Below are 24,263 nucleotides of genomic sequence, written 5' to 3'. Positions count from 1 at the left end.
GCATTTCCATGCTGACCGAAACCGACACTCGCGCTCGCGGACTGGCCGATTTACCGGCCGTCGAGACGGATTCCCTCCTCCAGCTGATCGCGCTCTGCAATGCCGATCCGAGAGCGGAGAAGATCGACGTCGGTGTCGGCGTCTTCCGGGACGGCGAGGGCCGCACTCCGATCCTGAAGGTGATCAAGGACGCCGAGCAGAGCCTTCTCGATACCCAGGAGTCCAAGTCCTACCTCGGGATGGCCGGCGACAAGCGCTATACCGAGCTCCTGCGGCCGATCGCCCTTGGCAGGCATGCTGGCGATGACCGCATCGCCGGCTTGCAGACACCGGGAGGCTGCGGAGCGCTGCGGCTCGGGTTCGAGCTCATCGCGACCGCCAACCCGCAGGCCCGGGTGATCGTCGGCACGCCGACCTGGCCTAACCATCCGCCGATCATTCGCGCGGTCGGGCTGCAGATCGTCGAATATCCTTATTACGACCGGGACGGCTGCCGTATCCGGTTCGAGGCGATGGTCGATGCCCTAAACGATGCGCGTCCGGGCGACGTCGTCCTGCTTCACGGGTGCTGTCACAATCCGACTGGCGCGGACTTGTCCGACGACCAGTGGGACGAAGTTACGCGCATCATCGTCGATCGCCGCCTGCTGCCCTTCGTCGACATTGCCTACCAAGGCTTCGCTCGCGGGCTGGAGCAGGATGCGCGCGGCTTCCATGGCTTGCTTGACGTCTGCGACGAACTGATTGCCGCTCATAGTTGCGACAAGAATTTCAGCGTCTATCGGGATCGTGTCGGTTCGCTGTACGTCAAGACCGGCTCGACCGAGGCGACGGCACGGGCGATGGCTCATGTGTCTCAGCGTGCGCGAGAAATGTGGTCGATGCCGCCCGATCACGGAGCGGCCGCGGTTCGCATCGTTCTCGATACGCCTGAACTGAAGACGCGCTGGCCCGACGAGCTCGCCGCCATGCGGGACCGCATCAATGCCGTTCGCAAGCGCATCGCGGCCGCGGACCCGCGCCTGGCCTACATCGGCGACCAGTTCGGAATGTTCTCCATGCTTCCGGTGACCAAGGACCAGGTGCTCGCCCTTCGTGAGAAGCACGCGATCTACATGGCTGATAGCGGCCGCTTCAACGTGGTGGGACTGAGCGACGAGCAGGTCGATCGATTTATCACCGCCGTGGTCGAGACGCTGGACGCGTAGCTCGCCATGGCCGATCGGGATCCGGGCCGAGTGTCAGCAGATGTGAATTGGCGCGAGGTTGCACGGCTTGTCCTGACCAGCCGCGAAATGGACCGTCTGGAGGAGCAGGAACTCGTCCCGGCCAAGAAGGTCCTCTACCAGTTCTCGGCGCGTGGGCATGACCTTGCCCAGGTGCTGCTCGGTCTGCAGCTCAAGGATGGCGATGCTGCGTGCGGCTATTATCGTTCGCGGCCGCTGTTGCTGGCGCTGGGCGTGCCGCTGGCAGATGCGCTCGGGTCGGGGATGGGCTTGGCGGGCGGCTACTCCGATGGCCGCGATATCGGCGTGGTGTTCAACTATCCCAATCCGGGCGGCGCTCACGCGCTTCCGATGTGCGGCGGGGTGGGGCCCAGTATACGCCGGCGGCCGGATGGGCCCAGGCGATCGACTACAAATCGAAAGTGCTGAAGGAAGGCCCGGCGGACGCCATCGCCGTGGTGCTCGGCGGAGACGCAAGCTGCGCCACTGGTGGATTTTGGTCGTCGCTAACAATTGCTACGACACAACAATTGCCGTTGTTGTTCTACGTCGAGGATAATGGCTACGGCATCTCGGTCCCCTCGGAATATCAGACACCTGGCAAGGATATCGCCGCCAATCTCGCCAGCTTTTCCGGACTGACGATCTTCAATGGCGACGGCACGGATCCGGACGAGGCCGCCAGGCTGGTCAAGGACGCGGTGAAGCACGTTCGAGCCAGTCGCGCTCCGGCCTTGCTTCGTGTGACGGTCCCTCGATTGGAGGGGCACAGCTTCCAGGACACGCAAAGCTACAAGTCGGCGTCGGAGATCGAAGCCGAATGGTCACGCGATCCGCTGCCCAAGCTCAAGGCTCATTGCGCCAACCTGCAGATCGGCGACGACGACTGGGACCGGATCGAGAACGAAGTCGCCTGGGAAGTTGGCGCTGCCCGTGCCGAGGCGGAATCGCGGGGTGTGTCCTCGCCCGACACGGTGACGGATCACGTCTTCTTCGACGGCGAAATGCAGCAGGTCGGTGGCCTCTGGAGCACTGGCTTCAAGGCGCCACCCTCCACGACTGTGCCGGCGCCCGAAGGCCAGCGAATCAACATGGTCACCGCGATCCGCCGCGTGCTCGACCAGGAGCTGGCGAGCAACCCGCGGGTCTGCGTCTTTGGTGAGGACGTGGGTCCAAAGGGCGGCGTCCATGCCGTGACGCTCGGCCTGCAAGAGAAGTTCGGCCGCGATCGTGTGTTCGATACGTCGCTCAACGAAGAGGGGATCGTCGGCCGGGCGGTCGGAATGGCACTTGCCGGCCTGATGCCGGTCCCCGAGATCCAGTTCCGAAAATACGCCGAGCCCGCGACCGAGCAGATCAACGATTGCGGCACGATGCGCTGGCGGACGCACAACCGCTTCGCCGCGCCGATGGTCCTTCGCGTTCCGGGCGGTTTCTTCAAGTGCGGCGATCCCTGGCACAGCCAGACTAACGAGGTGCAGTTCGTTCATAATCCCGGGTGGAAGGTGGCGGTGCCGTCCAATGCCGAGGACGCAGTAGGCCTGTTGCGCGAAAGCTTGCGAGGGAACGATCCGGTGCTGTTCTTCGAGCATCGCGCGATGCTGGACGATAGCTGGGCAAGGCGCCCTTGGCCTGGCGACGAATATGTCCTCGAGTTCGGCCGAGCGAAGAAAACGCGTGAGGGCGATCAGATCACGATCGTCACGTGGGGAGCGATGGTGCCCCGTTCCGAATCTGCGACGGAAGGTGTCAGCGCCGACGTGATCGATCTGCGGACACTCATGCCGTGGGATCGCGAAATGGTGCTCGAAAGTGTTCGCCGCACCCGCCGCTGCCTGATCGTGCATGAAGACTTGCGGACCGGCGGGTTCGGGGCAGAGATCGCGGCAGTGGTCGCGGACGAGGCGTTCCTCGACCTCGATGCGCCGGTCGCCCGGGTGACCATGCCCGACATTCCGAGCCCGCATCATCCCAAGCTGATGGAATGGGCGCTTCCCAACGTCGAGCGCATCCGCGCCGAGATCGACCGGCTGGTGGGATTCTAAGGTGATCGAGGTCCGCGTTCCCGATGAGCAGGAAGGCACTAAGGCAGTCGTTCGCGCCTGGCTGAAGCAGATCGGCGATGCGGTGGCCGAGAACGACCCGCTGGTCGAGCTGGAGACTGACAAGGTTACGCAGGAAGTGCCTGCGCCCGCGGCGGGGGTTCTAACCGAAATTGTTCTCGATACGGACGCGGAAGCCGTTCCGGGCGCCTTGCTCGGACGGATCAGCGTTGAGGACGCTCCTGCGAAGGCGAGAGCTCAGACTGAGCCCGAAACGCAAGATGCTACCGTTAGCGAAGACGCGCCGCGTACGACTGGGCCCCTGCCTTTGCAGGGGCATATGGAGACGCGCCTCAGCCCGTCCGTGCGGCGGGCCTGTCTTCAGAATGGAATCGACCCATCGCGGATTGCCGGAACGGGACGCAACGGCCGGGTGACGCGGGAAGACGTGGATCGCGCCGTCTCTTCCGCAACCGTCGTCAGCGTCGGCGAACCCGCGACCGCCCAGCCGCGGCATTTCTCCGCGCAGGACATCCCGCACGACCGCATGCGCAGGTCAATCGCCGACAACATGGTCCGCGCGGTCAGCGAGGCTCCGCACGTCACCGCCGTCTTCGAAGCCGACTTTTCGGCTATCGCGGCGCACAAGTCTGCACTGGCCGCCAAGGGCAAGAAGCTCAGCTACACCGCGTACATCGTGAAGGCGGCTGCCGAAGCGATGGCGGTCGCTCCGGCGATCAACGGTCGTTGGGAGCAGGACCGCATCGCGATCTCGCCGACCATCGACGTGGGCGTCGGTACTGCGCTGGGCGAGAAAGGCCTCGTCGTCCCCGTTGTGAAGGATGCGGGCAGTCTCACTCTCGAGCAGATCGGCGCCAGGCTCGACGACCTCACGCGGCGCGCTCGCGAAGGGAAGCTCGAACGGTCCGACGTCTCGGGCGGCAGCTTCACCATTTCCAACCACGGGGTTTCCGGCTCGCTGCTCGCCGCGCCGATCATCCTTCATCAGGGGCAGGCGGCGATCCTGGGCATCGGAAAGCTTGAGAAGCGCGTGATCGTCCGTGAGGTCGATGGCCAGGATGCGATCCTGGTGAGGCCGATGGCATATGTCACCCTGACCATCGACCACCGCGTCGTCGATGGGCACCAGACCAATGCGTGGCTAAGCCGGTTCGTCGAAATCCTCGAAAGCTGGCGGGCCGCCTGATGGCTCGGAAGGCGGACGAGTCCGGGGACCGCCAATTCGTTCGCCGGGTCCTGATCGTCCTCGGCCTCGGCGCGCTCTTCATCCTGGCATGGCAGCTTCGAACTTTGCTGCTGATGTTCTTCGGAGCCATCGTAGTCGCGACCGTGTTCCGCGCTTTCGGCGATCGGCTCGAGAAAGCGATCGGGTGCCGGAACGGCATTGCGGTGGCGCTCTCGATTACGACAATCCTGGGCCTTGCCGTCGGCCTCATTGCCTTGTTCGGGTCGCACGTCGCCGAGCAGGTCGAAATCCTCCGCCGGACGCTCCCGGTGGCCTGGCACGCATTCGAAGCGCGCATGGGAGACCTCGGACTCGGCGACCAGATCAAGCACATCGCCCAAAGCATCAGGGCTCCGGGCGGCAGCAGCCTGTCCGCGTTCGCGGGAACGGTGCTCTCGATCGGAAGCGGCATCGCCGACGTGATCGTCGTCATCGTCGCCGGCGTGTTCCTGGCCACGCAACCGCGCTTCTATCTGACCGGCGCCGTCAAGCTGATTCCACCCGCAAAGCGCAGCCTCGCGCTGGAGGCTGTCTCGGAGTCGGAGAATGCGTTGCGGCTGTGGCTTCGAGGGCAGCTGATCGCGATGGTCGTCGTCGGGCTGCTGACGGGGTTGGGCCTATGGGCGCTCGGCATGCCGTCCGCCTTTGTCCTCGGCCTGATGGCGGGCGTTCTTGAATTCATTCCTTTCATCGGGCCGATCCTGTCGACGATCCCGGCCATCCTGCTGGCGCTGGCGGTCGGTCCCGACCAGGCGCTTTGGGTGCTGCTGCTCTATTTCGCCGTGCAGCAATTCGAAGGCTACATCCTGACGCCGCTGGTGCAGCAATATGCGGTAGACCTCCCAGGCGTGATCCTGCTTTTCGCGTTGATTGCATTCGGGATTTTGTTCGGAACGCTGGGCGTCATCCTGGCCGCTCCGCTGACGGTTGTCGCTTACGTGCTGGTAAAGCGCCTCTACGTGATCGAGGTGCTGCATACTCCGACACCGATCCCCGGAGAGACGAAGGGCTAGATTTCCAGCAAGGCGTACGGCCGCTTGAACTGTTCCCGAACCACGAACTGGGCGACGTTGTAAACGGGGATGCCGCGCATCGTTTGCCCTTCGTAAGTTCCATGATGCGCGTGACCATGGACGACGGCCTTCACATGGTCGAAGCGGTCGATGGCATCGGCCAGCCGGGCCGAGCCCAGATATTGGAAAATCTCCAGCGGCTCTCCCTCGAGCGTTTCGGCGATCGGAGAATAATGGAGCACTGCCAAGCTTCGCTCGGTGCGCAGCGTCCGTAAGCCATTCTCCAGCTTGCGCGCCTCGTTCAGGGCCTCGTCGACGAAGGCCTTGATGATCGGCTCTCCGAAGGGTGCAAGCTCGCCGCGGCCGAACCCGCCGAGAAATCCCTTCACTCCGGCGAAGCCGACGCCCTTGATCTCGATCGCCTGCTCGTCGAGCACGGTCATCCCTGCTGCGGTCAGAATGTTCGCGACGACTTCCGGTTGTCCGCATTCATAATCGTGATTGCCGAGCACGCCGATCACCGGGATCGCGGACGTCCGGATGTCCTCGGCGAGGATTTCGGCTTCGCTCGTCTTCCCGAAATTGGTGAGGTCGCCGCACAGCACGAGCACGTCGGCCACGCGTGAGATCTCCGCGAACATTTCGCGGTAGGGCGCGACATTTTGCTCGGTGACGTGGAGGTCGCCGATGGCGGCGACGGTAACCTTATCCGTGGGTTGCATAATTCTCTTCAAGATTGCCGACAGCTTCGGAGAAGCCCCACTCCGCAACGTCGATCTGATAGTCGCGGGGGCTGAAGATACGGCCGCGGCACACGCGCTTTCCCGCCGACGGCATCTCCAGCTGCGCGCCGAGCCGTTCGAGGAGTTCGTCCATGACCCAGCGCGGAATCAGGTGCCGCTCGCTCGGGTAGATGAAGCGGAAGTTGAGGACCGCGGTCAGCAGCACTTCCCAGTGCAATTCCATGCTGGAAATGAGCTGGCGCCAGTCGATGTCCTCCGACCTCTTGAGGAACATGTGCGTGACGTCGGCGCCATCGTAGCGGTAGCGGTCCTGGACATAGATCTTCGACCAGACGAACTGCGTTGGCGGGACCAGATGGACCTTGGTCTCGAACAGGACCGCCTCGGGGGCTTCCTTGAACCATTCATCGGTTACGTGCGTCGCGGACGTCGGCATGTTCGTGATGATGTCCACGAATTGCTCGCCCCGCGTGACCCGCGCCAGCCAGCGGTCGTCTACGATCTGCACGTCGAAACCGCGCTCCTTGAAGAAGCTCAGCATCCGCAGCGCATCGCCCGCCTTGGCGAAAACGTCGACGTCTTTCGTCGGCCGGATGATGCCCGTGTAGCAGGAGAGGGCGTAGGTGCCCGACAGCAGGAACGGAATGCCGGACTCGGCCATCAGGTGCACGACTTCGGCGTAGAAGCCTTCGCTGGAGCCTGGCGCCTCGAAATCATCCGGCGGAGTAAGCGGTTGATGGATCATCCACCGCCCAACGGGAGGGCGGCGGACGCGGTTCCCTCCTTGCGCCGGCGAGGTCAGTTCATGCGGCAGGGAGGCCGGCTGCCGTCACCTCCGAGCGAATAGGTGATGCAGGTCTGGAGCCGTTCCTGATATTCACGGAAGTGGCGCTGGTCTTCCTTGGCCTGAAATTCATTCTCGCGCTCGCGAGCGGCCCAGTTGGCCTCGGTCATGCAGACGCTCTTGCGAAGGTGCGTTCCCGGCGATTCGATCTGCTTGCACTGCACACTTTTCGACGGATCGCGAGTGCCGGTGACGATCACTTCCTGGTTGAGGGATTGCGACAGGGCCAGGCGGTATGCGCCTTCGGCCAGCGCGCTGCGCAGGTCCGCGCGCGAGAGGTTGAACGTATCGCCCTCGGAAACGCAGGCAGCATATTTCGGCACCATGGTGACCATCACCTGCCGCTCTTCCGCGCTTCCCGCCGCCGTCTTGAGGAGCGCCGAAGCATTGTCGGGGTCGGAGGCCGCAACGCAGGTTCCGAATGCGACGTAATCGATCCGCCTTTTGGCGTCGGTTCCCAGTGCGGCAAGCTCATTCATGTCCACGGTGAAAACTTCGATCAGGTCGCGCTTGGGCGACCGCCGATCGTTCCGAAATCCGTTTTGAACAATTGCTCGGCGACGGCACCGCGGAGGATCCCGGCCTCGCTGGTCGGAGGAGAGCAAGACCGGCTTCCGTATTCGGCGATGACTTCGGCTTCTTCGGGCGATCCGGGCTGCGTCGCCAACAGCTCCGCACCTTCGTAGTTCTTGGTGGCACACACACCGAAGGCTTGCAGCGCGGTCGGCGCGGGCGGGGTGGCCGACGGGGCACCGGTGGGAAGCGACATCGCGAGGGCCGCCGTGGCAAGCAGAACTGGGCTCTTCATAAGATCGCCTTTCTTTCCTGAATTAGGTTCGCGCCGTTGAGCAGCGCAAAATCAAATGCCTGGCCTGATAGGTGAGGCTGCTGCAGCGGGACAAAGCATCGCTTCCGACCATCAGCCAGAAATGTGCTGCACCGTAGCTGCGCTTGCCCTTGCCGGTGACGACAATGCCACTGCCTTCCGTTTCATCCGCATCGGCGTCTTCACTCGCGACCTGCTTGTCGGGGAGCAAATAGGAGCCGCGATCGTCCATCACGCGGACGGCGAACTCGTTGAGCGGGAAGCCCTTCACGGAGAGAGTCTGGCCGAGCACCATCCTTCGCACCGGCCGCGGTACCCCGAACCTGACCTGGTGAACGAAGGGACCGCCCTCCCACAATCCGCTTCGTCGCTTGGATATCACGGAGGCCGCGGCGCCGGTCGTCGTTGTCAGCCGGTCCTCGAGCGTGAACCGCGTCAGGATGAGCTGCCCGCCATAGTCGAATTCGTAGTAAAGCCCGCGCTGCCGGTCGAAGCGCATCGGCAGCTGGATGACCTGTTCGTCGGCCGCGGCTTCGCGAAGCTTCAGGGTGACGCCGTTGCCCGGCAGATTGGCGGGATTGATAACGCCGTCTGCGTCCGGAATCGCTTCGCCTTTCACCCACATCACTGGCTTCGCGGATGTCTCTCCGCGGATCGTCAGTTTCTCGTTGCGCGTGTTGGCTTTCAGCCGGAGCGGCCCGACGGCGAGGGTCGCCGATTTGGTGCTGACCAGCCGAAGCTCCTTCGCGACCTTGTCATTGAGCAGTACGAAGTAGGGAGCGCCCGGATCGACCTTCAGCCGCAGCAACCGGCCGCGCGCCTGAGCCTCAACAATGTAGTTTGTCGATGAGTCGAGAGCGAATTCGCTGACCGCGTTGGGCGGCGGCGGGACGGTCGCGCATCCGGTGACCACGGCAATCGAGGCCGCCGAGATAACAGCTTTCGCGAGACGCCAATTCGTACAAGGCCGCACGGAGTAACCCAAGACTTCCGGATCGGACCATTGGGGACGGAATGGGTGCATGAGTCAAGGGCCGAGCCGATGGTCATTGCCCGTAAAGGTTCGGCGACCTATGTGGGCGCAATGACTTCGGCCGTTCTCAGGCTTCTGACGCTCGTCGGCTTGTTCCTCATGCCCTTCGGCATGGGCGGCATTGCCAACGCGCAGGTTGGCGAACCGGTGGCTGCGACTGACGGCCATTGCGGTGACCACCAGAAGCCGGCGGATGCTCCTGCCAAGATGAGCATGCATTGTGCTTCCTGCAGCGCATTGCCGGCGGCGTATTCCGAGGTCGGCTATGCTGAACTCAAGCCCGAGCCACCGCGGTTCGTCATCGCGACCAAGGCCGTGAGCGACAACGAGCTTGAGATCGCGACTCCTCCTCCAAGGCGGGCGTGAAGACTGAGATTTCAGTTTTCACGTTCAGTTTGGAGATTTTCACATGAAGACGTTCATCGGAGCGCTCGCGCTCGTCATCGCCGTTCCGGCTGCCGCCCAGACGGCGCCAGTCGCTGATCCTCACGCCAACCACGCCCAGCACCAGGGCATGGACCACAGCAAGATGCAGGGCATGCACGACAAGCATGACTGCAAGGATTGCTGCGAGAAGATGAAGGGCAAGGACGGCAAGATGGAGTGCATGGACAAGAAGGCCGAAGCGCCGGCTGCGTCCGCTGACACCCACGAGGGCCACTCGCACTGATCTGGCAGGCGCCGCTCCGAGGGGCGGCGCCTTTCAGCCATCCGAACACCGCGCGGGCGTCCGGCGTCCGCACTCCATTGGTTAGGCGATACTCATGATCTTGCTCGATCGACGCAATTTCCTTGCGGGAAGCGCTGCAGCAGCCGGTCTCGCTGGCGCTTACCCCGGGTGGGCGATGGGCGTCAGCCCGGGCTGGCCGCCGCGAAGGGGTCCAGCACGCTTAGCGGAAACGACATTGCCATCACGGTCGGAAACTCGGCGTTCAATGTCGATGGCCGGATCGCGCATGCCGTCACCATGAACGGCACGATTCCGGGTCCGCTCGTTCGACTTCGCGAGGGACAGAATGTTCGGATCACGGTGAAGAACGAGCTGGACGAGGACACGTCGATCCACTGGCATGGGGTGCTGGTTCCCTTCCAGATGGACGGCGTTCCGGGCGTCAGCTTTCCCGGAATCAAGGCCCATTCGACGTTCGTGTACGAGTTCCCGATCATTCAGTCCGGGACCTACTGGTATCACAGCCACTCCGGGCTCCAGGAACAGCTCGGCCATTACGGTCCGATCATCTTCGACCCGGCCGAGTCCGACCCAGTCAGCTTCGACCGTGAACATGTGATCGTTCTTTCGGACTGGAGCTTCCTGCACCCGCATATGATCTTCACCCGCCTCAAGCAGGAGGGCGGCTTCTTCAATCGGCAGAAGCTGACGCTGGAGGATCGGCTGAAGGGAGCCAATCCTCTGACGCCGGAAGAGCGGGCGATGTTCGCCCGGATGCGGATGGACCCAACCGACATCGCGGACGTCACGGCGGCGGCCTACACCTACCTGATCAACGGCCATTCGGCGGCAGAGAACTGGACCGGCCTGTTTCGAGCGGGCGAGCGGGTTCGCCTCCGGGTCATCAATGCGGCGACCCAGACCATCTACAACTTCCGCATCCCCGGCCTGCGAATGACCGTCGTTCAAGCCGACGGAATCAATGTGCGTCCGGTCGAGGTCGAGGAATTCCAGATCGGCAATGCCGAGACGTACGACGTCATCGTCGAGCCTGAGGACCAGGCCTACACGATCGTCGCGGAGACCATCGATCGTTCAGGACAAGGCCTCGCGACTTTGGCTCCGCGCCCTGGCATGCGCGCCGCCGCTCCGGCACTTCGCGAAAGGCCGGTCTTGCGCATGGCGGATATGGGCATGAGCCACGGCCCGGCCGGTTCGTCGATGCCGGGATGGATCACACAGGTCACGGAGCGAGCGCCGCCGCCGGCTCGCCGGCACCTGCGCCGACCGATCACAGCGCAATGAACATGCGCGACAAGTCGAAGGTCGATTTTCCGGTTGGCGTCGGCGTCGACATGATCGCCCCATGCCAACGGACCGCACGGGCCATCCCGGCATCGGGCTGGACGACGTGGGTCACAAGGTCCTGAATTACCGCGACCTGGTTGCGCTCAAGCCATTCAAGGACATGCGGGGCCGACCCGGCGCATCGATATCCATCTCACCGGCAACATGGAGCGCTTCATGTGGTCGATGGACGGCGAGCAATTGTCCGAGCGTCCGGAGCCGTACCGGCTGGCGCGGAACGAACGGGTGCGGATGCGGCTCATCAACGACACCATGATGACCCATCCAATGCACATCCACGGTCACTTCTGGCAGCTCGTGAACGGCCATGGCTCGCACCAGCCGATGAAGCACACCGTCCGCGTGCTTCCGGGCAGTTTTGTCGATCTCGACATGACCGCCGACGCTCCGGGCGACTGGGCGTTCCACTGCCATTTACTCTACCACATGCACGCTGGGATGATGCGCGTCGTGAAGGTCCGCCCCCTGGAAGGAGGCGAGTCATGAAGCGCCTGATCCTCCTCCTTGCTGCGTCTGCACTCACGGCCTCACCGGCCATGGCGCAGCATGCCGGCCACGATATGCCCGGCATGAAGATGCCCGCACCGGCCAAGACGCCGGCGGCGAAAACGCCTTCACCCAAAAAGGCGACCGCCAAGAAGCCGGCATCCAAGAAGCCTTCGTCAAAGAAGGCGCCGCCAACGAAGAAGCCGCCAGCGAAGAAGCCGACGGCGAAGAAGCCTCCGGCGGAACCAGCAGCGGACCCCCATGCCGGGCACGATATGTCAGGCACGTCCAGGATGGATATGCCGAAAGCGCAGGCCGACCCGCATGCGGGCCACGACATGCCGGTCACCGACCCGCACGCTGGGCACGTCATGCCGAACGAGCCCTCTGCTGAGCATGCCGGCCACGACATGAGCGCGACGGCGGTTGACGTTCCGGTCGGGCCGCCGCCTCCGGAAGCATTGCAGGGACCCGAGAACGCCGCGGACACCGCCTGGGCAAGGACGCGATGGCGGATGGGCGCGCCGTGCTCTTCAACGAGCATGGCAAGATGCTGATGTCGAAGATCCTGGTCGACCAGCTGGAAACGCGTTTTCGAAGCGGTCGCGACGGCTACTTCCTGAATGCGGAAGGCTGGTACGGCGGCGACATCGACAAGCTGTGGCTGAAGACCGAGATCGAAGGCGCTTACGGTAGCAAGCCGGAGCAGGCGGAATTCCAGGCGCTCTGGAGCCATGCGGTCGATCCCTGGTTCGACGTCCAGACCGGCGTTCGCTTCGATGCACAGCCGGACACCCGCGGCCGCCTGGTGGTCGGGGTGCAGGGCTTGCTGCCGTACTGGATTGAGTTGGATGCCGCGGCTTTCCTCTCCGATAAGGGAGACGTGACGGCCCGGGCCGAAGCGGAGCACGATGTTCGCATTACGCAAAATCTGATCCTTCAGCCACGTGCGGAGGTCGACCTGTCTCTGCAGGATATCCCGCAAGAGCGCGTCGGTTCAGGGCTGTCGAAGGCCGAGGTGGGATTGCGGCTGCGCTACCAGGTCACGCCCAATCTCGCGCCGTACGCGGGTCTTAGCTACGAACATGCCTTCGGCGATACCCGGCGCTTCCTTCGAGCCGATGGCGACGATCCGAGCAGTCTCAGCTTTGTCGTAGGCCTGCGGACTTGGTTCTGATGATCGATTGAGAGGGGTTGGAGATGCATTCGGCACTGAAGTTCGCATTTGGAATCTTGTTGGCTAGCGCAGCCGCGGCTCATCCTGAGCAGCACAAGCCCGCATCAGTGGATGCGGCTCTTGATCGGACGGTGCAACCTGCCGCGGCAGTCGTGGATGGTTTCCACGCTGCTCTCACGCGTGGCGACACCGACAGTGCACTCGGCTTCCTCGCCGATAATGCCGTCATCTTCGAAGCCGGCGGCGTCGAGCGCGGCAAAGCGGAATATGCGTCGCACCATCTCAGCGCCGACTCCGCGTTCAGCCAGGCCGTCTTGAGCGAAGTAACGCGCCGGACCGGTGAACTGGCCGGCGATCTCGCCTGGATCGCCAGCGAAGGCCGTACGACCGGCACCTACAAGGGCAAGCCAATCGATGTCGTCACGACCGAAACCATGGTGCTTCGCCGCAGCGGCGGAGCATGGAAGATCGTCCACATCCACTGGTCATCCGCCGACTGACGAACGCATTGAACGGAATGGCGCACCGGACATGAATATGATGGGCACTCAGATCACTGGGAAATATTCGTTCCGCTAAACCCTATTGTCGTCTCGCCCAAATCTAGAGTGCAAGGATCAATTAGACCCCGCCCCGTGGCGGCCGCCTCGCCGGCGTCAGCATCATAGAGCGGCGGCCGGACTCCGGTTACACCAAAGCGACGATCGTTACGATCGCAACCGCCCAACAGAAGATCAGCGCCGGTAGGATGAGCACCAGTACCATCGCCTCGCCGCCCGAGCTGTGACCGGTTGCTGTTTCGATCCCCTTCCGCATGAATTCGGACAGGGGGCGCGAGCGGGAAGCGCCACCGGCTTGCCCGGCAAATAGCGCGGGCACCGCGAAGAATGTGGTGAGGAATGCGAAGTTGACGCCCATTGGGACGATGAGGTGCGGCTCCGCGAGACCGACAGTGAGGACTGCCAGGAAGCCGAAAAACAGTGCGGCCATCGCGCGGAATATCGCCGGCGGGAGCTCGAACCCTTGGTCGACGCAAGCACGGGGAGTTGGGGAGAAACGACTTCTTCGCGGGCAAGCAGTTTCGCATGGTCGATCTGGCGTGTCATATGTCCGACTCCTTGTCTGAAGTCGGCTTAACTGCGCTCGCAAAGACGCTTTTTGATTTAGGTCAAATCCAATCGCGACGGTCGGGTATTCACCAAGCTTACGTCGTCGATCGGATTTTGACGCAGTTTTCAGGCAGCGTGCCGCTACCCGGCAGGAGCGGCGAGGATGGAGGATTCGGTGCAGACTCGCGGTGAGCAGATGTTGGCGCTTCGCTATGCGCGAATGGCCGCCGCGCCGCCTTTCCTGCGGGGCGGCTTCAGGCCCTTCTTTTTCGGAGGGTCGCTCTGGGCGGTCGTTGCCCTGACGCTGTGGCTTCTGGCGCTCGCGGGCGCTGTTCAACTGCCAACCGCGTTCGATCCGCTCGCATGGCACCGCCACGAGATGCTCTTCGGTTTCGTCGGGGCAGTCGTCGGCGGCTTCCTGCTGACTGCAGTGCCCAATTGGACCGGGCGCCTGCCAATTGCAGGTCCGCCGCTGGCGGCATTGTTCGGACTTTGGGTCGCGGGGCGCCTGGCCGTCCTTTTCTCCGCCGCGATCGGAGCTGTCGTCGCAGCGGCGATCGATGTCGGTTTCTTTATGGTGCTGACAGCGGTTGCTGCGCGCGAAGTGCTCGAGTCGAAGAACCGCAATCTGCCGGTCGTCGGGCTGATCTTCCTTTTCGGGCTTGTCGACGCCGCCGATCATGGGGGGCGGCGGGGCTGATCGATGCCGACCATGCTTGGAAATGCGCAGTCGCGTTGGTGATCATCCTCATTTCGCTCATCGGCGGTCGAATCATTCCGTCGTTCACGCGGAACTGGCTCAGCAAACAGGGCCTGCGGGAGGGATTGCCGGGACAGCCGGCGCCCTTCGACATGGCCATTATCGGCCTCACGGCCTTCGCCTTCCTGGCGTGGATCACGGCACCGCCGGGATGGCTCACCGGCACATTGTTTGCCGTCGCGGCGGCAGGTCAGGCCGCACGGCTTGCGCGCTGGAAAGGGTGGAAGACTTTCGCCGATCCGCTCGTGCTCATCCTTCACGTCGGGTACCTTTGGGTACCGATCGGCCTCGCCCTCCTGGCCGCGGTCGATTTCGGCGCGCCGATCCCTCGATCCACGGCCGTCCATGCCCTGACCGCCGGCGCGATGGCGACAATGATCCTGGCAGTCATGAGCCGCGCCACACTGGGTCATACAGGCCGTGAACTTCGGGCGAGCCTGCTCACGCAAGCCGCCTACGTATTGGTCACAGCCGGCGCGCTGCTGCGGGTCACAGCACCGCTCGGCCTTCTCGACTATCGCATGGGCATAGAAGTGGCGGGCGCAGCCTGGATGGGTGCCTTCCTGCTCTTCCTCGTCGCCTACGGCCCGATCCTGTCGAAACCTCGGATCGACGGCAAGCTCTGAGACGCACGATTGCGCTAGATCAAAGCGCGTCGTCTCATGGCTGCCAAGCTCCCCTCCAAGCCATGTGGAGGGGGAATAATCGTGTTCGATGTCGCGCTCGCGGAAGAGATCTGGACTGCCAAGTATCGCTTCAAAACCAGCGAGGGGGCGGGTGACGGCAGCTTCGAGGAAACCGCCGAGAGAGTCGCGCGTGCCGTCGCGGGGGCCGAAGTTCCCGAACTGCGCGACCGATGGGAAACACGCTTCGGCGACGCCATCGCGGACATGCGTTTCATTCCGGCGGGACGGGTCCTCGCTGGCGCGGGCACGGACCGAAGCGTTACCCTGTTCAACTGCTTCGTCATGGGGACGATCCCCGACAGCCTCGACGGCATTTTCGAGCATCTGAAGCAGGCGGCGCTGACGATGCAGCAAGGTGGCGGAGTCGGAATGGACTTTTCGACGATCCGCCCCGCGGGAAGTCCCGTGCACGGGGTCGGCGCCGATGCCTCCGGACCGCTGACGTTCATGGATTGCTGGGACTCCATGTGCCGGACCGTCCACTCCGCCGGCCAGCGCCGCGGGGCCATGATGGGCTGTCTGCGCATCGATCACCCCGACATCGAAGCGTTCATCGACGCCAAGCGGGACCCGGCCCGATTCCGCAATTTCAACCTGTCGGTCCTGGTCACCGACAGATTCATGTCTGCGCTCGGAAGCGATGGGGACTGGCCCTTGTCTTCCAGGGGGAGACGGCGCGGACGGTTCGCGCGCGTGAGCTTTGGGAGAGGCTCATGCGCGCGAGCTACGACGCAGCAGAGCCGGGGGTGATCTTCGTCGACCGGGTGAATGCGGCGAACAATCTTGCGCATTGCGAGACGATCAGCGCCAGCAACCCCTGTGGCGAGCAGATGTTGCCGCCATATGGCGCGTGCCTACTGGGATCGATCAACCTCGCTCGGCTCGTCCAGAGCCCGTTCGAGGGCGGGAGGCTCGACGAAACGAAGCTCGCCGAACTCACGCACACGGCTGTTCGCATGCTCGACAACGTCATCGACATCTCGCGATACCCGCTGCCGGAGCAGGAGGCCGAAGCGAAGGCCAAACGGCGCATTGGCCTTGGAATCACGGGCCTCGCCGATGCTTTGCTCTTTTGCGACGCGGCTTACGGAAGCAGCGAAGCGGTGGACCTCACGCGTCGCTGGCTCGGCATTATGAAGCGCGAAGCCTATCGCGCGTCCGCGCGCCTGGCGGGCGAGAAGGGTGCCTTCCCTCTCTACGATCCGAGCATGCTCGAGCGGTCGAACCTCGCCGATCTGGATGAGGGCACGCGCGCGCTCATCGCTGAGAACGGACTTCGCAACGGTTGCCTCACGTCGATTGCCCCCACCGGAACGACATCGTTGCTAGCGGGTAATGTCTCTTCCGGAATCGAGCCGGTTTTTGCCTATTCCTACACTCGAAAAATACTTCAGCCCGACGGTACGAAGCGAGAAGAAAAAGTCGAGGATTATGCCATGCGCGTTTGGCGGCAGGTCAAAGGTGACATCCCTCCGCCCGACGATCTGTTCGTCAGCGCTCAGACTCTCTCGCCTGCCGATCATCTGACGATGCAGGCCGCGGCGCAGGCGCTCATCGACAGCTCGATTTCGAAGACCGTGAACTGCCCGGAGGATATCAGCTTCGAGGAGTTCGCCGACATTTACGTCGAGGGCTATCATCTGGGGTGCAAGGGGCTCACGACGTACCGGCCGAACGCCGTTACCGGCTCGGTGCTGAGCGTAACGGGCATGGCGTCGACAGAACTGAAGAGCGAGGAGCCTTTGGCGCCGCGCGCTGATCAGCTTTACGGCACCACGTACAAGCTCAAATGGCCCGAAAGCGCGCATGCAGTTTACGTTACGATCAACGACGTCGACCAGGACGGCCAACGGCGGCCGTTCGAGATGTTCATCAACTCCAAGAACATGGAGCATTATGCGTGGACACTGGGCCTGACGCGGATGATCTCGGCGGTCTTCCGGCGCAGCTCGGACGTCGCCTTCGTCGCCGAGGAGCTCAAGGCCGTCTTCGATCCGCGTGGCGGTGCCTGGATGCAGGGCCGATACGTGCCCTCGCTGCTCGCCGCGATCGGCGACATCGTCGAGCGGCACTTGGGCGGACTGCTGCCGGAAGTGGCACCTCCCAACGCGTTCGCGATGGCCGCAACCAAGGCAATGCCGCAATGCCCGCAGTGCGGCGCATCGGCCCTCGTGAAAGTCGAAGGCTGCAACAATTGCCTCGACTGCGGCTATTCGAAATGCGGTTAAGCGGGATCCTCGCGGCTTGGTAAGCGCCCTTAGTCCTCTTCCCGCTCTTCCTCGACCGCTTGCGAAGGTTCGGCGCCGGTTTCAGTGCGATGCTCGAAAGCTTCGGCACTTCGGGGCATGAATGCCTGAGGATCATACTGGAGGATCGCGAGAATCGTCCCGACAATTACGATCGTTGCGGCAAGCAAGGCGGGGATGGATGGACGCCTTGCGTCAACGGCACCGGGGTGACGCGTCGCCGGCTTGTCGCCGCTTATCATTGCTCGCGGGAGATTCTCTTTCTCGATCAAGGACATGACGACGACTGCGGCGATATGAAGGCCGATCACCGCGAGCAGAGTCCAGGCGACCAGTTCATGCAAGTCTTCCGACGCTTCGCCACCGAATGCGCCCGTCCAGACAGTGACTCCAGTGAGTGCAAGCAGGAGCACCACCGCAACGGCCCCGAGCGGATTATGGCCAAGGTCGGATCCTCTACGACCATTCACGAGACCCGCGATGTGACCGGCAATGCGGGAGGGTCGAATAAAGTCCGAAAAGCGGCTGTGCTCTCCCCGATGAAACCCCATACCAGCCGAAATGCCAGTAGGACTGCGGCAACCCAGCCCGACAGCACGTGCCAGTCGTTCAATGCGCTGTCCTCCTCGGAGGAGAGGAAGGCGACCGCGATGGTGAGCACTAATGCCCAGTGAAAGACGCGGAGCGGCAGGTCCCACACCCTGATCCACTGGCGTGTGGGGACGGCTTCTCGTCTCTCTTTCTCCGTCGGCACACGCGCTGCCACGGCCGGCGGGTCACCGCTAATGCTCATTCGTGGTGCTCTACGGGTTCCCGCTGGCCTTCGGCATAATGACCGGCTGCGTTGGCGCCCACCGCCTGGTGTAGTCCTTCGACATAGTGAACAAATGCGACGTAGCTCGCCACATATTCGCGTCCGGCGGCGAGATCATCCCGGCGAAAGTTCCGCTTCCGCTGAAGATCAGCGAACTTCTCGTGGATGCCTTGCTCGACCTCCTTCGCGGCGAACGTGGCCAACTCCGCGTCCGCGCCGCTCGCGACTGCCTTGTCTGCTAGCGGGATCGCCGGGCCGAGGTCCCGGCCGGCGGGCTTGAGGCCCGTGTACGGAGCACCCTCTCCCGCGCGATGCATGCGGACAAGTGTCTCGAAGAAGTAGCGGTCGGCCAGCTCGCGAGCTTCAGCATTGATCTTGCGGACGGCTACAGCCTCAGCGAAGGCACGGCGCACTTCCGCCTCGTCCTTCGCTTGGACCCAGATCAGGACGGAATTCGGATCGCCAGATTGAAGCGCCTTGCGCGCCGCAGCGACAACCGGTCCATCGAGACCGTCGCAATGGGCCGATGCGGGCAGCGGAAACAAGAACAGGATTGCGACCGCGAGCGAGCCAACTGTCAGTAACCGCATCGAGTGCCCCCTAGGTCTGGCGAATATCAATAGCCGCATTGTCGGGGATTACGGAATTTCCCTAAGACGGGTGAGTTAGATTGCCCGGCTGTGGCGGTCATTTTCTGACAAATGTGCGTCGAACGCTGCGGCGATCGAGCGCACCAGCGGTCGGGCATGGCGTGTCACCGAAAGACGCGCGCCTTCGCGCTCGACGAGGCCGTCGGCGATCATTGATTCCAGCGGCGTGGCTGCAAGCAGCTTCGCCGGATCGGCGCCGAACCCCTGACAGACGGCGCCGAGGTCCACGTGCTGGTCGCACATGAGTCGCTCTATGATCGCGGCGCGCAGCTGATCTTCACCAGCGAAGCGGTAGCCGCGAGCGACTGGGAGCCGGCACTGCCGGACGAGCCGCTCATATTCGGGAAGGCGGACTTCGTTCTGGACGAAGCCCTGCGGCATGCGGCCGATCGAGGAAGCGCCGAGTCCGATCAACACCTCGGCCTCGTCGGTCGTGTATCCTTGGAAGTTGCGATGAAGCCGCCCGTTGGCTGAGGCCTTGGCAAGCGGGTCGTCCGGTAGCGCGAAATGATCGAGACCGATCTCCACATATCCCGCGCCGACGAGCGCCTCGGCAATGGCCCGGGACTGGGCAAAGCGCATCTCCGAATCAGGCAGGGCCGCTCCGTCGATCTTGCGCTGATGCGGTTTGAACGACGGCACGTGCGCATAGCCGAAAACGGCCAGGCGGTCGGGCCGAGGGACCAGGGCTTGCTCAACCGTCTGGAGGCACGATTGGACGGTCTGCCCAGGCAGCCCGTAGATCAAGTCGAAATTGATCGCGCGTACGCCATTCGAGCGAAGCAATCTCACTGAAGCTTCGGTTGCTTCGAAACTCTGGACGCGATTGATCGCCTGCTGCACCCCCAGATCGAATGTCTGGACGCCGATGCTCGCGCGATTGAAGCCGGACCGGCCAAGGGTGGTCGCCATTTCCGGAGTGAATGTGCGCGGGTCGATTTCAATGGCGATCTCAGCTTGGTCGGCAATGCGGAAATGCGTCTTCAGCCGATCCATCGTCAACTGCATCTGTTCCGGAGGCATCAGGGTCGGGGTGCCGCCCCAAAATGAACATGGCGGACGGACAACAGACTGCCAGCGTAGCGAGCGACGAGGTCGATCTCCTGGCGCAGGCACTCCAGGTACCGAAGCACCGGCGCCTCCCGCGCGGCCACGGTCGTGTGGCAGCCGCAGTACCAGCACATGGCGCGGCAGAAGGGGATGTGAAGGTACAGAGATGCGTCTGTCGCAGGCAAACTCGCGAGCCAGAATCGATACTGTGCTTCGCCGACGTCCGGCGAGAAATGGGGCGCCGTGGGATAGCTCGTGTAGCGGGGAAGTCTGGCATCGGCGTACCGCGCGAGGAGCTCTGGCGACAGCGTATCGGTCATTTGGAGCGCGTTATCGACATCGCCAACACAGCCACTTGATCCAGATCATCGAGGCGGCCTAACCGAGGGACTAGCCAGCGCCGCATGAAGACGCGCGGTGAAGGGAGGTCCGTGAGCGAGGTTGCATCGCCTCACAAACCGGATGGTCTCGTCGACAGCTTCGGTCGACGGATCACCTACGTGCGGCTCTCCGTCACCGATCGCTGCGACCTGCGCTGTCGCTATTGCATGGCCGAACGCATGCAGTTCCTGCCCAAGCGCGAGATCCTGACCCTCGAGGAGATGGTCGAGCTTTCGGACATCCTGATCGCCCGGGGAATCCGGAAGATCCGCCTTACCGGCGGCGAGCCGCTGGTTCGCAAGGGAGTCATGGAGGTCGTACGGGGGCTTGGCCAAAGGATCGGCGCCGGACTGGACGAGCTTGTCATGACGACGAACGGTACGCGGCTCGAGCGGTTCGCCGGCGAGCTTCATGACGCAGGCGTCAGACGGATCAACATCAGTCTCGACAGCCGGCGGCCGGAGCGGTTCGGCCACATCACGCGCGGCGGCGATCTTGCGCAGGTTCTTCGCGGTATCGATGCGGCGCTGACCTCGGGGCTGTCCGTCAAGATCAACATGGTCGCGCTCGCCGGAATCAACGAGGACGAGATCGAGGGCATGCTGCGTTGGTGTGCGGCGATGTCGATCGACCTCACTCTTATCGAGACGATGCCCTTGGGTGAGGTCGAGGAGGACCGAACGGCGCATTACTTGCCGCTGGACACAGTGAAGCGCCGCCTTGAGGAACGCTTCACGCTCGTGCCGAGCACAATGCGAACGGGCGGGCCGTCGCGGTACCATGACGTGCTGGAACTTCGCTCTCGCGTCGGTTTCATCACGCCGCTCACGAATAATTTCTGCGATGGCTGCAACCGCATCCGGATCGCGGCGACGGGGACCGTCTATGGTTGCCTCGGCCACGACCAGAAAGTCGAACTTCGCGATGCGCTGCGTTCGGGACGCGCGGGCGCGGTCGACGAACTTCTCGATCGGCTTCTGGCCGGCAAGCCGAGACGCCACGAGTTCCGCATCGGCGGCGCACCCGCCGTGGAGCGGCACATGAGCGTGACGGGAGGCTGAGCCGCGCGCCAAATGATTCTGATCAATCCCTTCCCCACGCTTGCTGCGAGAGGCACCGCACAACGATTCGCCGATTGCGGGGGAACTGGAATGGTTAGGACGAGCGAGCAGCCTGCCAAGGGCGCCAAACAGGCGCTTTGGTCCAGCACCATTGCCTTCACCGTGTGCTTCGCCGTCTGGACGATCTTCTCGATCATCGGCCTTGGCGTGAAGGACCAGCTCGGGCTCACCGAGACGGAATTCGGCCTGCTCGTCGGAACCCCGATCCTCACCGGCTCCCTCACCCGCGTCTTTCTTGGTGTCTGGGCGGACCAGTTCGGCGGCCGTCGGGTCTTCGCCGCGGTCATGGTGCTCGGGCCATAGCGACGTTCCTGACGTCCTACGCCCACACCTATCCCCAGCTGCTGGTGGCGGCGCTCGGCGTCGGCATCGCGGGCGGTGCCTTCTCCGTCGGCGTGACGTACGTCTCGAAATTCTATCCCAAGGAACGGCAGGGCCTCGCGCTCGGAATCTTCGGCGCCGGCAACGTCGGCGCGGCCGTCACGAAGTTCCTTGCTCCGTTCGTGATGGTCGCCATGGGCTGGCAGGCTGTCGCTCAGGTATGGGCAGGGGGTCTCGCCGTGACGGCGGTCCTTTTCCTGATGTTCACGAAGGAGGACCCGGAACAGCTCGAGCGGGCCAAGTCGCACCGCAAGGCTGCAAGCATGGCAAGCCAGCTCGCGGCCCTCAAGAACGTGCAGGTTTGGCGCTTCGCCCTCTACTATTTCTTCGTCTTTGGAGCTTTCGTGGCCCTGGCCTTGTGGCTGCCGCGTTACCTGATGGGCGTCTACCACTTGGACGTAAAGACCGCCGGCATGCTCGCGGCGTTCTACTCGGTTCCGGCAAGCCTGTTCCGGATTTACGGGGCAAGCTGTCCGACCGCTACGGTGCGCGGTCGGTGCTCTACGTCACCTTCGGCATCTCGGTGCTCACCACCTTCATGCTATCCTATCCGCCGACCACCTACATCATCGAAGGTGTACGCGGACCAATCACGTTCCGCACCGAGATGGGGCTGGTCCCGTTCCTCGTGACCATCTTCGTGCTCGGCTTCTTCATGAGCCTCGGCAAGGCGGCGGTCTTCAAGCACATTCCCGTCTACTACCCGAACCACGTCGGGGCGGTCGGCGGCCTCGTTGGAATGATCGGCGGCCTCGGCGGCTTCGTGCTTCCGCTTGCGTTCGGCTCACTGCTCGACCTGACTGGCGTGTGGACCAGCTGCTTCGTGCTTCTGTTCGTCCTGGCCTCGGTGGCGCTGACATGGATGCATTTCGCAATTCGCCAGATGGAGCGCGCGGCGCTTCGCCGCGGCGAGCCCGGCCAAGTGCCTGAGCTTCCGGAAATGCAAGGCTTTGGAGAGCCCGGGATCACCGTGCCGCCGCGTCGTGCAGGGCCAATCGCCGACTGGCGTCCCGAGGACGAGGAATTCTGGAAAAAGGGCGGCCGTGCGGTCGCGCGGCGAAACCTGTGGATTTCAACCTATTGCCTGATGCTCTCCTTCGCCGTCTGGATGGTCTGGAGCGTTGTCGTCGCGCGTCTTCCGGCAATCGGCTTCGACTTCTCGACCGACCAATTGTTCTGGCTGGCCGCGCTGCCGGGTTTGTCGGGCGCGACGCTGCGCATCTTCTACGCCTTCCTCGTGCCGGTCTTCGGCGGGAGGCTATGGACTACGCTCTCGACAGGCTCGCTTCTGATTCCCGCATTCGGGATCGGCTATGCGGTGCAGTCCCCTGACACGCCCTATCTCATCTTCCTTGTGCTCGCGCTTCTGTGCGGGCTTGGCGGCGGCAATTTCGCTTCCTCGATGGCAAACATCAGCTTTTTCTTCCCCAAGGCGGAGAAGGGGAATGCGCTCGCCCTCAACGCCGGTCTCGGCAACCTCGGCGTGAGCGTGATGCAGTTCCTCGTTCCGGTCGTCGTCACGATGAGCCTGTTCGGGGCACTCGGCGGACAGGCGCAGACCGCTTCTGATGGCGCCCAACTTTGGATGCAGAATGCGGGATTTGTCTGGGTGCCGCTGATCATCCTCGGCTCGATCGCCGCGTGGTTCGGAATGAACGACATCCTTAGCGCGAAGTCCTCGTTCGCCGACCAGGCCGCGATCTTTGGCCGGCTGCACACTTGGCTGATGTGCTGGCTGTACACCGGCACCTTCGGAACCTTCATCGGAATGTCGGCGGGCTTCCCGCTGCTCGCCAAGCTCGTCTTCCCGGAAGTGAATGCGCTCAAATATGCGTTCATCGGACCGCTGCTGGGCGCGGTTTCGCGTGCTGCGACGGGCTGGGTTTCCGACCGCTATGGCGGCGCACGCGTGAGCTTCTGGGTGTTCGTCGTGCAGATTGCAGCGACCGTCGGAATGATCTGGTCGCTGGACGCCCGTAGCTTCAGCGGCTTCTTCGTGATGGTCCTGCTGCTGTTCGTTGCGAGCGGTGTCGGCAATGCGTCGACCTTCCAGATGGTGCCGGGCATCATGAGGCGCGAGGTCGACCGGACCGAGCCGAACGTTCCGGAGCCGCAGCGGCGCTCTCAGGCCGAACGGGAGTCCGCGGCGGTGATCGGCTTTACTTCCGCAATCGCCGCGTACGGCGCTTTCTATATTCCGAAAGCCTACGGCTCTTCGATCCAGCTGACGGGCACTGCCGATGCTGCGCTGTGGGGCTTCCTGTTCTTCTACCTCAGCTGCGCAGCGCTGACCTGGTTCGCCTACAGCGGGCCGCGAGGCGTGCTTCATGACCTGGAGCGCAGGCCGAGACTTCGCACCACTTCCACCGTGCCCGCCTAAGAGGACTGTCG

The 24,263-nt window shown here is 63.4% G+C and carries 30 protein-coding genes and 1 pseudogene; 20 read left to right on the top strand and 11 right to left on the bottom strand.

The annotated features are described in order from the left end of the window. The first annotated feature begins 8 nt into the window (after window positions 1–8). The 5 genes from H9L15_RS12840 to H9L15_RS12825 are packed head-to-tail and all read left to right on the top strand — an operon-like array spanning window position 9 to window position 5,527. On the top strand, window positions 9–1,208 hold the full coding sequence (locus tag H9L15_RS12840) for an amino acid aminotransferase (RefSeq protein WP_187714341.1): 1,200 nt from the start codon (window positions 9–11) through the stop codon (window positions 1,206–1,208). A gap of 30 nt (window positions 1,209–1,238) precedes the next feature. Further along, window positions 1,239–1,655, top strand: coding sequence for a thiamine pyrophosphate-dependent enzyme (locus H9L15_RS17955; protein WP_223276252.1), 417 nt, complete (start codon window positions 1,239–1,241; stop codon window positions 1,653–1,655). Beyond that, entirely contained in the window at window positions 1,649–3,271 is a 1,623-nt protein-coding gene (locus H9L15_RS12835) for a transketolase C-terminal domain-containing protein (RefSeq protein ID WP_262984812.1), read from the top strand. Before H9L15_RS17955 ends, H9L15_RS12835 begins: the two co-directional genes overlap by 7 nt. 1 nt (window position 3,272) lies before the next feature. Next, window positions 3,273–4,475 (top strand): dihydrolipoamide acetyltransferase family protein, encoded by a 1,203-nt coding sequence (locus H9L15_RS12830; RefSeq protein ID WP_187714340.1) that lies wholly within the window; start codon window positions 3,273–3,275, stop codon window positions 4,473–4,475. After that, window positions 4,475–5,527: an AI-2E family transporter gene (locus tag H9L15_RS12825; RefSeq protein ID WP_187714339.1), complete on the top strand. Its 1,053-nt coding sequence runs from the start codon at window positions 4,475–4,477 to the stop codon at window positions 5,525–5,527. Before H9L15_RS12830 ends, H9L15_RS12825 begins: the two co-directional genes overlap by 1 nt. Here the strand turns inward: H9L15_RS12825 and H9L15_RS12820 are convergent. From H9L15_RS12820 to H9L15_RS12800, 5 genes are read right to left on the bottom strand one after another with little or no spacing between them, the layout of a single operon-like run. Then, complete coding sequence (locus H9L15_RS12820) at window positions 5,524–6,249, bottom strand: metallophosphoesterase family protein (RefSeq protein ID WP_187714338.1); 726 nt, start codon at window positions 6,247–6,249, stop codon at window positions 5,524–5,526. The genes H9L15_RS12825 and H9L15_RS12820 overlap by 4 nt on opposite strands. Continuing rightward, the gene (locus H9L15_RS12815; protein ID WP_187714337.1) at window positions 6,233–7,015 is read right to left on the bottom strand and encodes a hypothetical protein; all 783 of its coding nucleotides are present in this window, start codon (window positions 7,013–7,015) and stop codon (window positions 6,233–6,235) included. The genes H9L15_RS12820 and H9L15_RS12815 overlap by 17 nt, the downstream gene beginning before the upstream one ends. A gap of 53 nt (window positions 7,016–7,068) precedes the next feature. Beyond that, window positions 7,069–7,593, bottom strand: a complete 525-nt coding sequence (locus H9L15_RS12810) for a hypothetical protein (RefSeq protein ID WP_187714336.1) — start codon at window positions 7,591–7,593, stop codon at window positions 7,069–7,071. A gap of 20 nt (window positions 7,594–7,613) precedes the next feature. Further along, on the bottom strand, window positions 7,614–7,922 hold the full coding sequence (locus H9L15_RS12805; RefSeq protein WP_187714335.1) for a hypothetical protein: 309 nt from the start codon (window positions 7,920–7,922) through the stop codon (window positions 7,614–7,616). Window positions 7,923–7,944: 22 nt separating this feature from the next. Continuing rightward, the gene (locus H9L15_RS12800) at window positions 7,945–8,853 is read right to left on the bottom strand and encodes a hypothetical protein (RefSeq protein ID WP_187714334.1); all 909 of its coding nucleotides are present in this window, start codon (window positions 8,851–8,853) and stop codon (window positions 7,945–7,947) included. A gap of 129 nt (window positions 8,854–8,982) precedes the next feature. On the opposite strand from H9L15_RS12800, the gene H9L15_RS12795 reads away from it, so the two are divergent. The 8 genes from H9L15_RS12795 to H9L15_RS12770 all read left to right on the top strand — a co-directional run bounded on the left by H9L15_RS12795 (window position 8,983) and on the right by H9L15_RS12770 (window position 13,174). Beyond that, the gene (locus H9L15_RS12795; protein ID WP_187714333.1) at window positions 8,983–9,339 is read left to right on the top strand and encodes a hypothetical protein; all 357 of its coding nucleotides are present in this window, start codon (window positions 8,983–8,985) and stop codon (window positions 9,337–9,339) included. A 43-nt stretch (window positions 9,340–9,382) separates the two neighbouring features. Continuing rightward, window positions 9,383–9,643 (top strand): hypothetical protein, encoded by a 261-nt coding sequence (locus tag H9L15_RS12790; protein ID WP_187714332.1) that lies wholly within the window; start codon window positions 9,383–9,385, stop codon window positions 9,641–9,643. A gap of 168 nt (window positions 9,644–9,811) precedes the next feature. Beyond that, window positions 9,812–10,948: a copper resistance system multicopper oxidase gene (locus H9L15_RS20755; RefSeq protein WP_455567141.1), complete on the top strand. Its 1,137-nt coding sequence runs from the start codon at window positions 9,812–9,814 to the stop codon at window positions 10,946–10,948. Beyond that, on the top strand, window positions 10,945–11,073 hold the full coding sequence (locus tag H9L15_RS20750; protein ID WP_455567140.1) for a hypothetical protein: 129 nt from the start codon (window positions 10,945–10,947) through the stop codon (window positions 11,071–11,073). The genes H9L15_RS20755 and H9L15_RS20750 overlap by 4 nt, the downstream gene beginning before the upstream one ends. Window positions 11,074–11,155: 82 nt before the next feature. Then, window positions 11,156–11,497 (top strand): multicopper oxidase domain-containing protein, encoded by a 342-nt coding sequence (locus H9L15_RS20745; protein ID WP_455567139.1) that lies wholly within the window; start codon window positions 11,156–11,158, stop codon window positions 11,495–11,497. Next, window positions 11,494–12,054, top strand: coding sequence for a hypothetical protein (locus H9L15_RS17950; protein ID WP_223276250.1), 561 nt, complete (start codon window positions 11,494–11,496; stop codon window positions 12,052–12,054). The genes H9L15_RS20745 and H9L15_RS17950 overlap by 4 nt, the downstream gene beginning before the upstream one ends. Continuing rightward, the gene (locus H9L15_RS12775) at window positions 12,006–12,674 is read left to right on the top strand and encodes a copper resistance protein B (protein ID WP_223276249.1); all 669 of its coding nucleotides are present in this window, start codon (window positions 12,006–12,008) and stop codon (window positions 12,672–12,674) included. The genes H9L15_RS17950 and H9L15_RS12775 overlap by 49 nt, the downstream gene beginning before the upstream one ends. 152 nt (window positions 12,675–12,826) lie before the next feature. Next, window positions 12,827–13,174, top strand: a complete 348-nt coding sequence (locus tag H9L15_RS12770) for a YybH family protein (protein ID WP_262984811.1) — start codon at window positions 12,827–12,829, stop codon at window positions 13,172–13,174. A 187-nt stretch (window positions 13,175–13,361) separates the two neighbouring features. Here H9L15_RS12770 and H9L15_RS12765 read toward each other — a convergent pair whose 3' ends face one another. Beyond that, window positions 13,362–13,664 carry a hypothetical protein gene (locus H9L15_RS12765; RefSeq protein ID WP_187714330.1) on the bottom strand — a complete coding sequence of 101 codons (303 nt, stop codon included), beginning with the start codon at window positions 13,662–13,664 and terminating at the stop codon, window positions 13,362–13,364. Between the two features lie 282 nt (window positions 13,665–13,946). On the opposite strand from H9L15_RS12765, the gene H9L15_RS19060 reads away from it, so the two are divergent. The 4 genes from H9L15_RS19060 (at window position 13,947) to H9L15_RS12755 (ending at window position 17,457) form a co-directional block, all read left to right on the top strand. Further along, complete coding sequence (locus tag H9L15_RS19060; RefSeq protein WP_262984810.1) at window positions 13,947–14,483, top strand: NnrS family protein; 537 nt, start codon at window positions 13,947–13,949, stop codon at window positions 14,481–14,483. Window positions 14,484–14,521: 38 nt separating this feature from the next. Further along, window positions 14,522–15,169, top strand: a complete 648-nt coding sequence (locus H9L15_RS19055) for an NnrS family protein (RefSeq protein WP_262984809.1) — start codon at window positions 14,522–14,524, stop codon at window positions 15,167–15,169. A gap of 81 nt (window positions 15,170–15,250) precedes the next feature. Next, entirely contained in the window at window positions 15,251–15,979 is a 729-nt protein-coding gene (locus H9L15_RS19050) for a ribonucleotide reductase N-terminal alpha domain-containing protein (protein ID WP_262984808.1), read from the top strand. After that, on the top strand, window positions 15,943–17,457 hold the full coding sequence (locus H9L15_RS12755) for a TSCPD domain-containing protein (protein ID WP_262984807.1): 1,515 nt from the start codon (window positions 15,943–15,945) through the stop codon (window positions 17,455–17,457). Before H9L15_RS19050 ends, H9L15_RS12755 begins: the two co-directional genes overlap by 37 nt. Window positions 17,458–17,486: 29 nt before the next feature. Here H9L15_RS12755 and H9L15_RS12750 read toward each other — a convergent pair whose 3' ends face one another. The 5 genes from H9L15_RS12750 to H9L15_RS17945 form a co-directional block, all read right to left on the bottom strand. Continuing rightward, the gene (locus H9L15_RS12750) at window positions 17,487–18,026 is read right to left on the bottom strand and encodes a cytochrome b/b6 domain-containing protein (protein ID WP_262984806.1); all 540 of its coding nucleotides are present in this window, start codon (window positions 18,024–18,026) and stop codon (window positions 17,487–17,489) included. Further along, window positions 17,942–18,268 (bottom strand): cytochrome b/b6 domain-containing protein, encoded by a 327-nt coding sequence (locus H9L15_RS19045; protein WP_262984805.1) that lies wholly within the window; start codon window positions 18,266–18,268, stop codon window positions 17,942–17,944. The genes H9L15_RS12750 and H9L15_RS19045 overlap by 85 nt, the downstream gene beginning before the upstream one ends. After that, complete coding sequence (locus H9L15_RS12745) at window positions 18,265–18,879, bottom strand: DUF6448 family protein (RefSeq protein ID WP_223276248.1); 615 nt, start codon at window positions 18,877–18,879, stop codon at window positions 18,265–18,267. Before H9L15_RS12745 ends, H9L15_RS19045 begins: the two co-directional genes overlap by 4 nt. 75 nt (window positions 18,880–18,954) lie before the next feature. Beyond that, the gene (locus H9L15_RS12740) at window positions 18,955–19,962 is read right to left on the bottom strand and encodes a radical SAM protein (RefSeq protein ID WP_262984804.1); all 1,008 of its coding nucleotides are present in this window, start codon (window positions 19,960–19,962) and stop codon (window positions 18,955–18,957) included. Continuing rightward, window positions 19,962–20,309, bottom strand: coding sequence for an oxygen-independent coproporphyrinogen III oxidase (locus H9L15_RS17945; RefSeq protein ID WP_223276731.1), 348 nt, complete (start codon window positions 20,307–20,309; stop codon window positions 19,962–19,964). Before H9L15_RS17945 ends, H9L15_RS12740 begins: the two co-directional genes overlap by 1 nt. Before the next feature lie 111 nt (window positions 20,310–20,420). Between H9L15_RS17945 and moaA the strand changes: the two genes are divergently transcribed. From moaA to H9L15_RS12725, 3 genes and pseudogenes are all read left to right on the top strand, one after another. After that, the gene (gene moaA, locus H9L15_RS12735; protein WP_223276247.1) at window positions 20,421–21,431 is read left to right on the top strand and encodes a GTP 3',8-cyclase MoaA; all 1,011 of its coding nucleotides are present in this window, start codon (window positions 20,421–20,423) and stop codon (window positions 21,429–21,431) included. Between the two features lie 12 nt (window positions 21,432–21,443). Beyond that, window positions 21,444–22,270, top strand: a pseudogene (locus H9L15_RS12730) (MFS transporter); the annotation flags it as partial. Window positions 22,271–22,368: 98 nt separating this feature from the next. After that, entirely contained in the window at window positions 22,369–24,252 is a 1,884-nt protein-coding gene (locus tag H9L15_RS12725; protein ID WP_317617529.1) for a NarK family nitrate/nitrite MFS transporter, read from the top strand. Window positions 24,253–24,263 lie beyond the last annotated feature (11 nt).

It is taken from the genome of Sphingomonas daechungensis, from assembly GCF_014489495.1.
Taxonomy (GTDB): Bacteria; Pseudomonadota; Alphaproteobacteria; order Sphingomonadales; family Sphingomonadaceae; genus Sphingomicrobium; species Sphingomicrobium daechungense.
The sequence above is the reverse complement of the archived record's forward strand: the minus strand, read 5'-3'. Positions and strand labels throughout refer to the sequence as shown.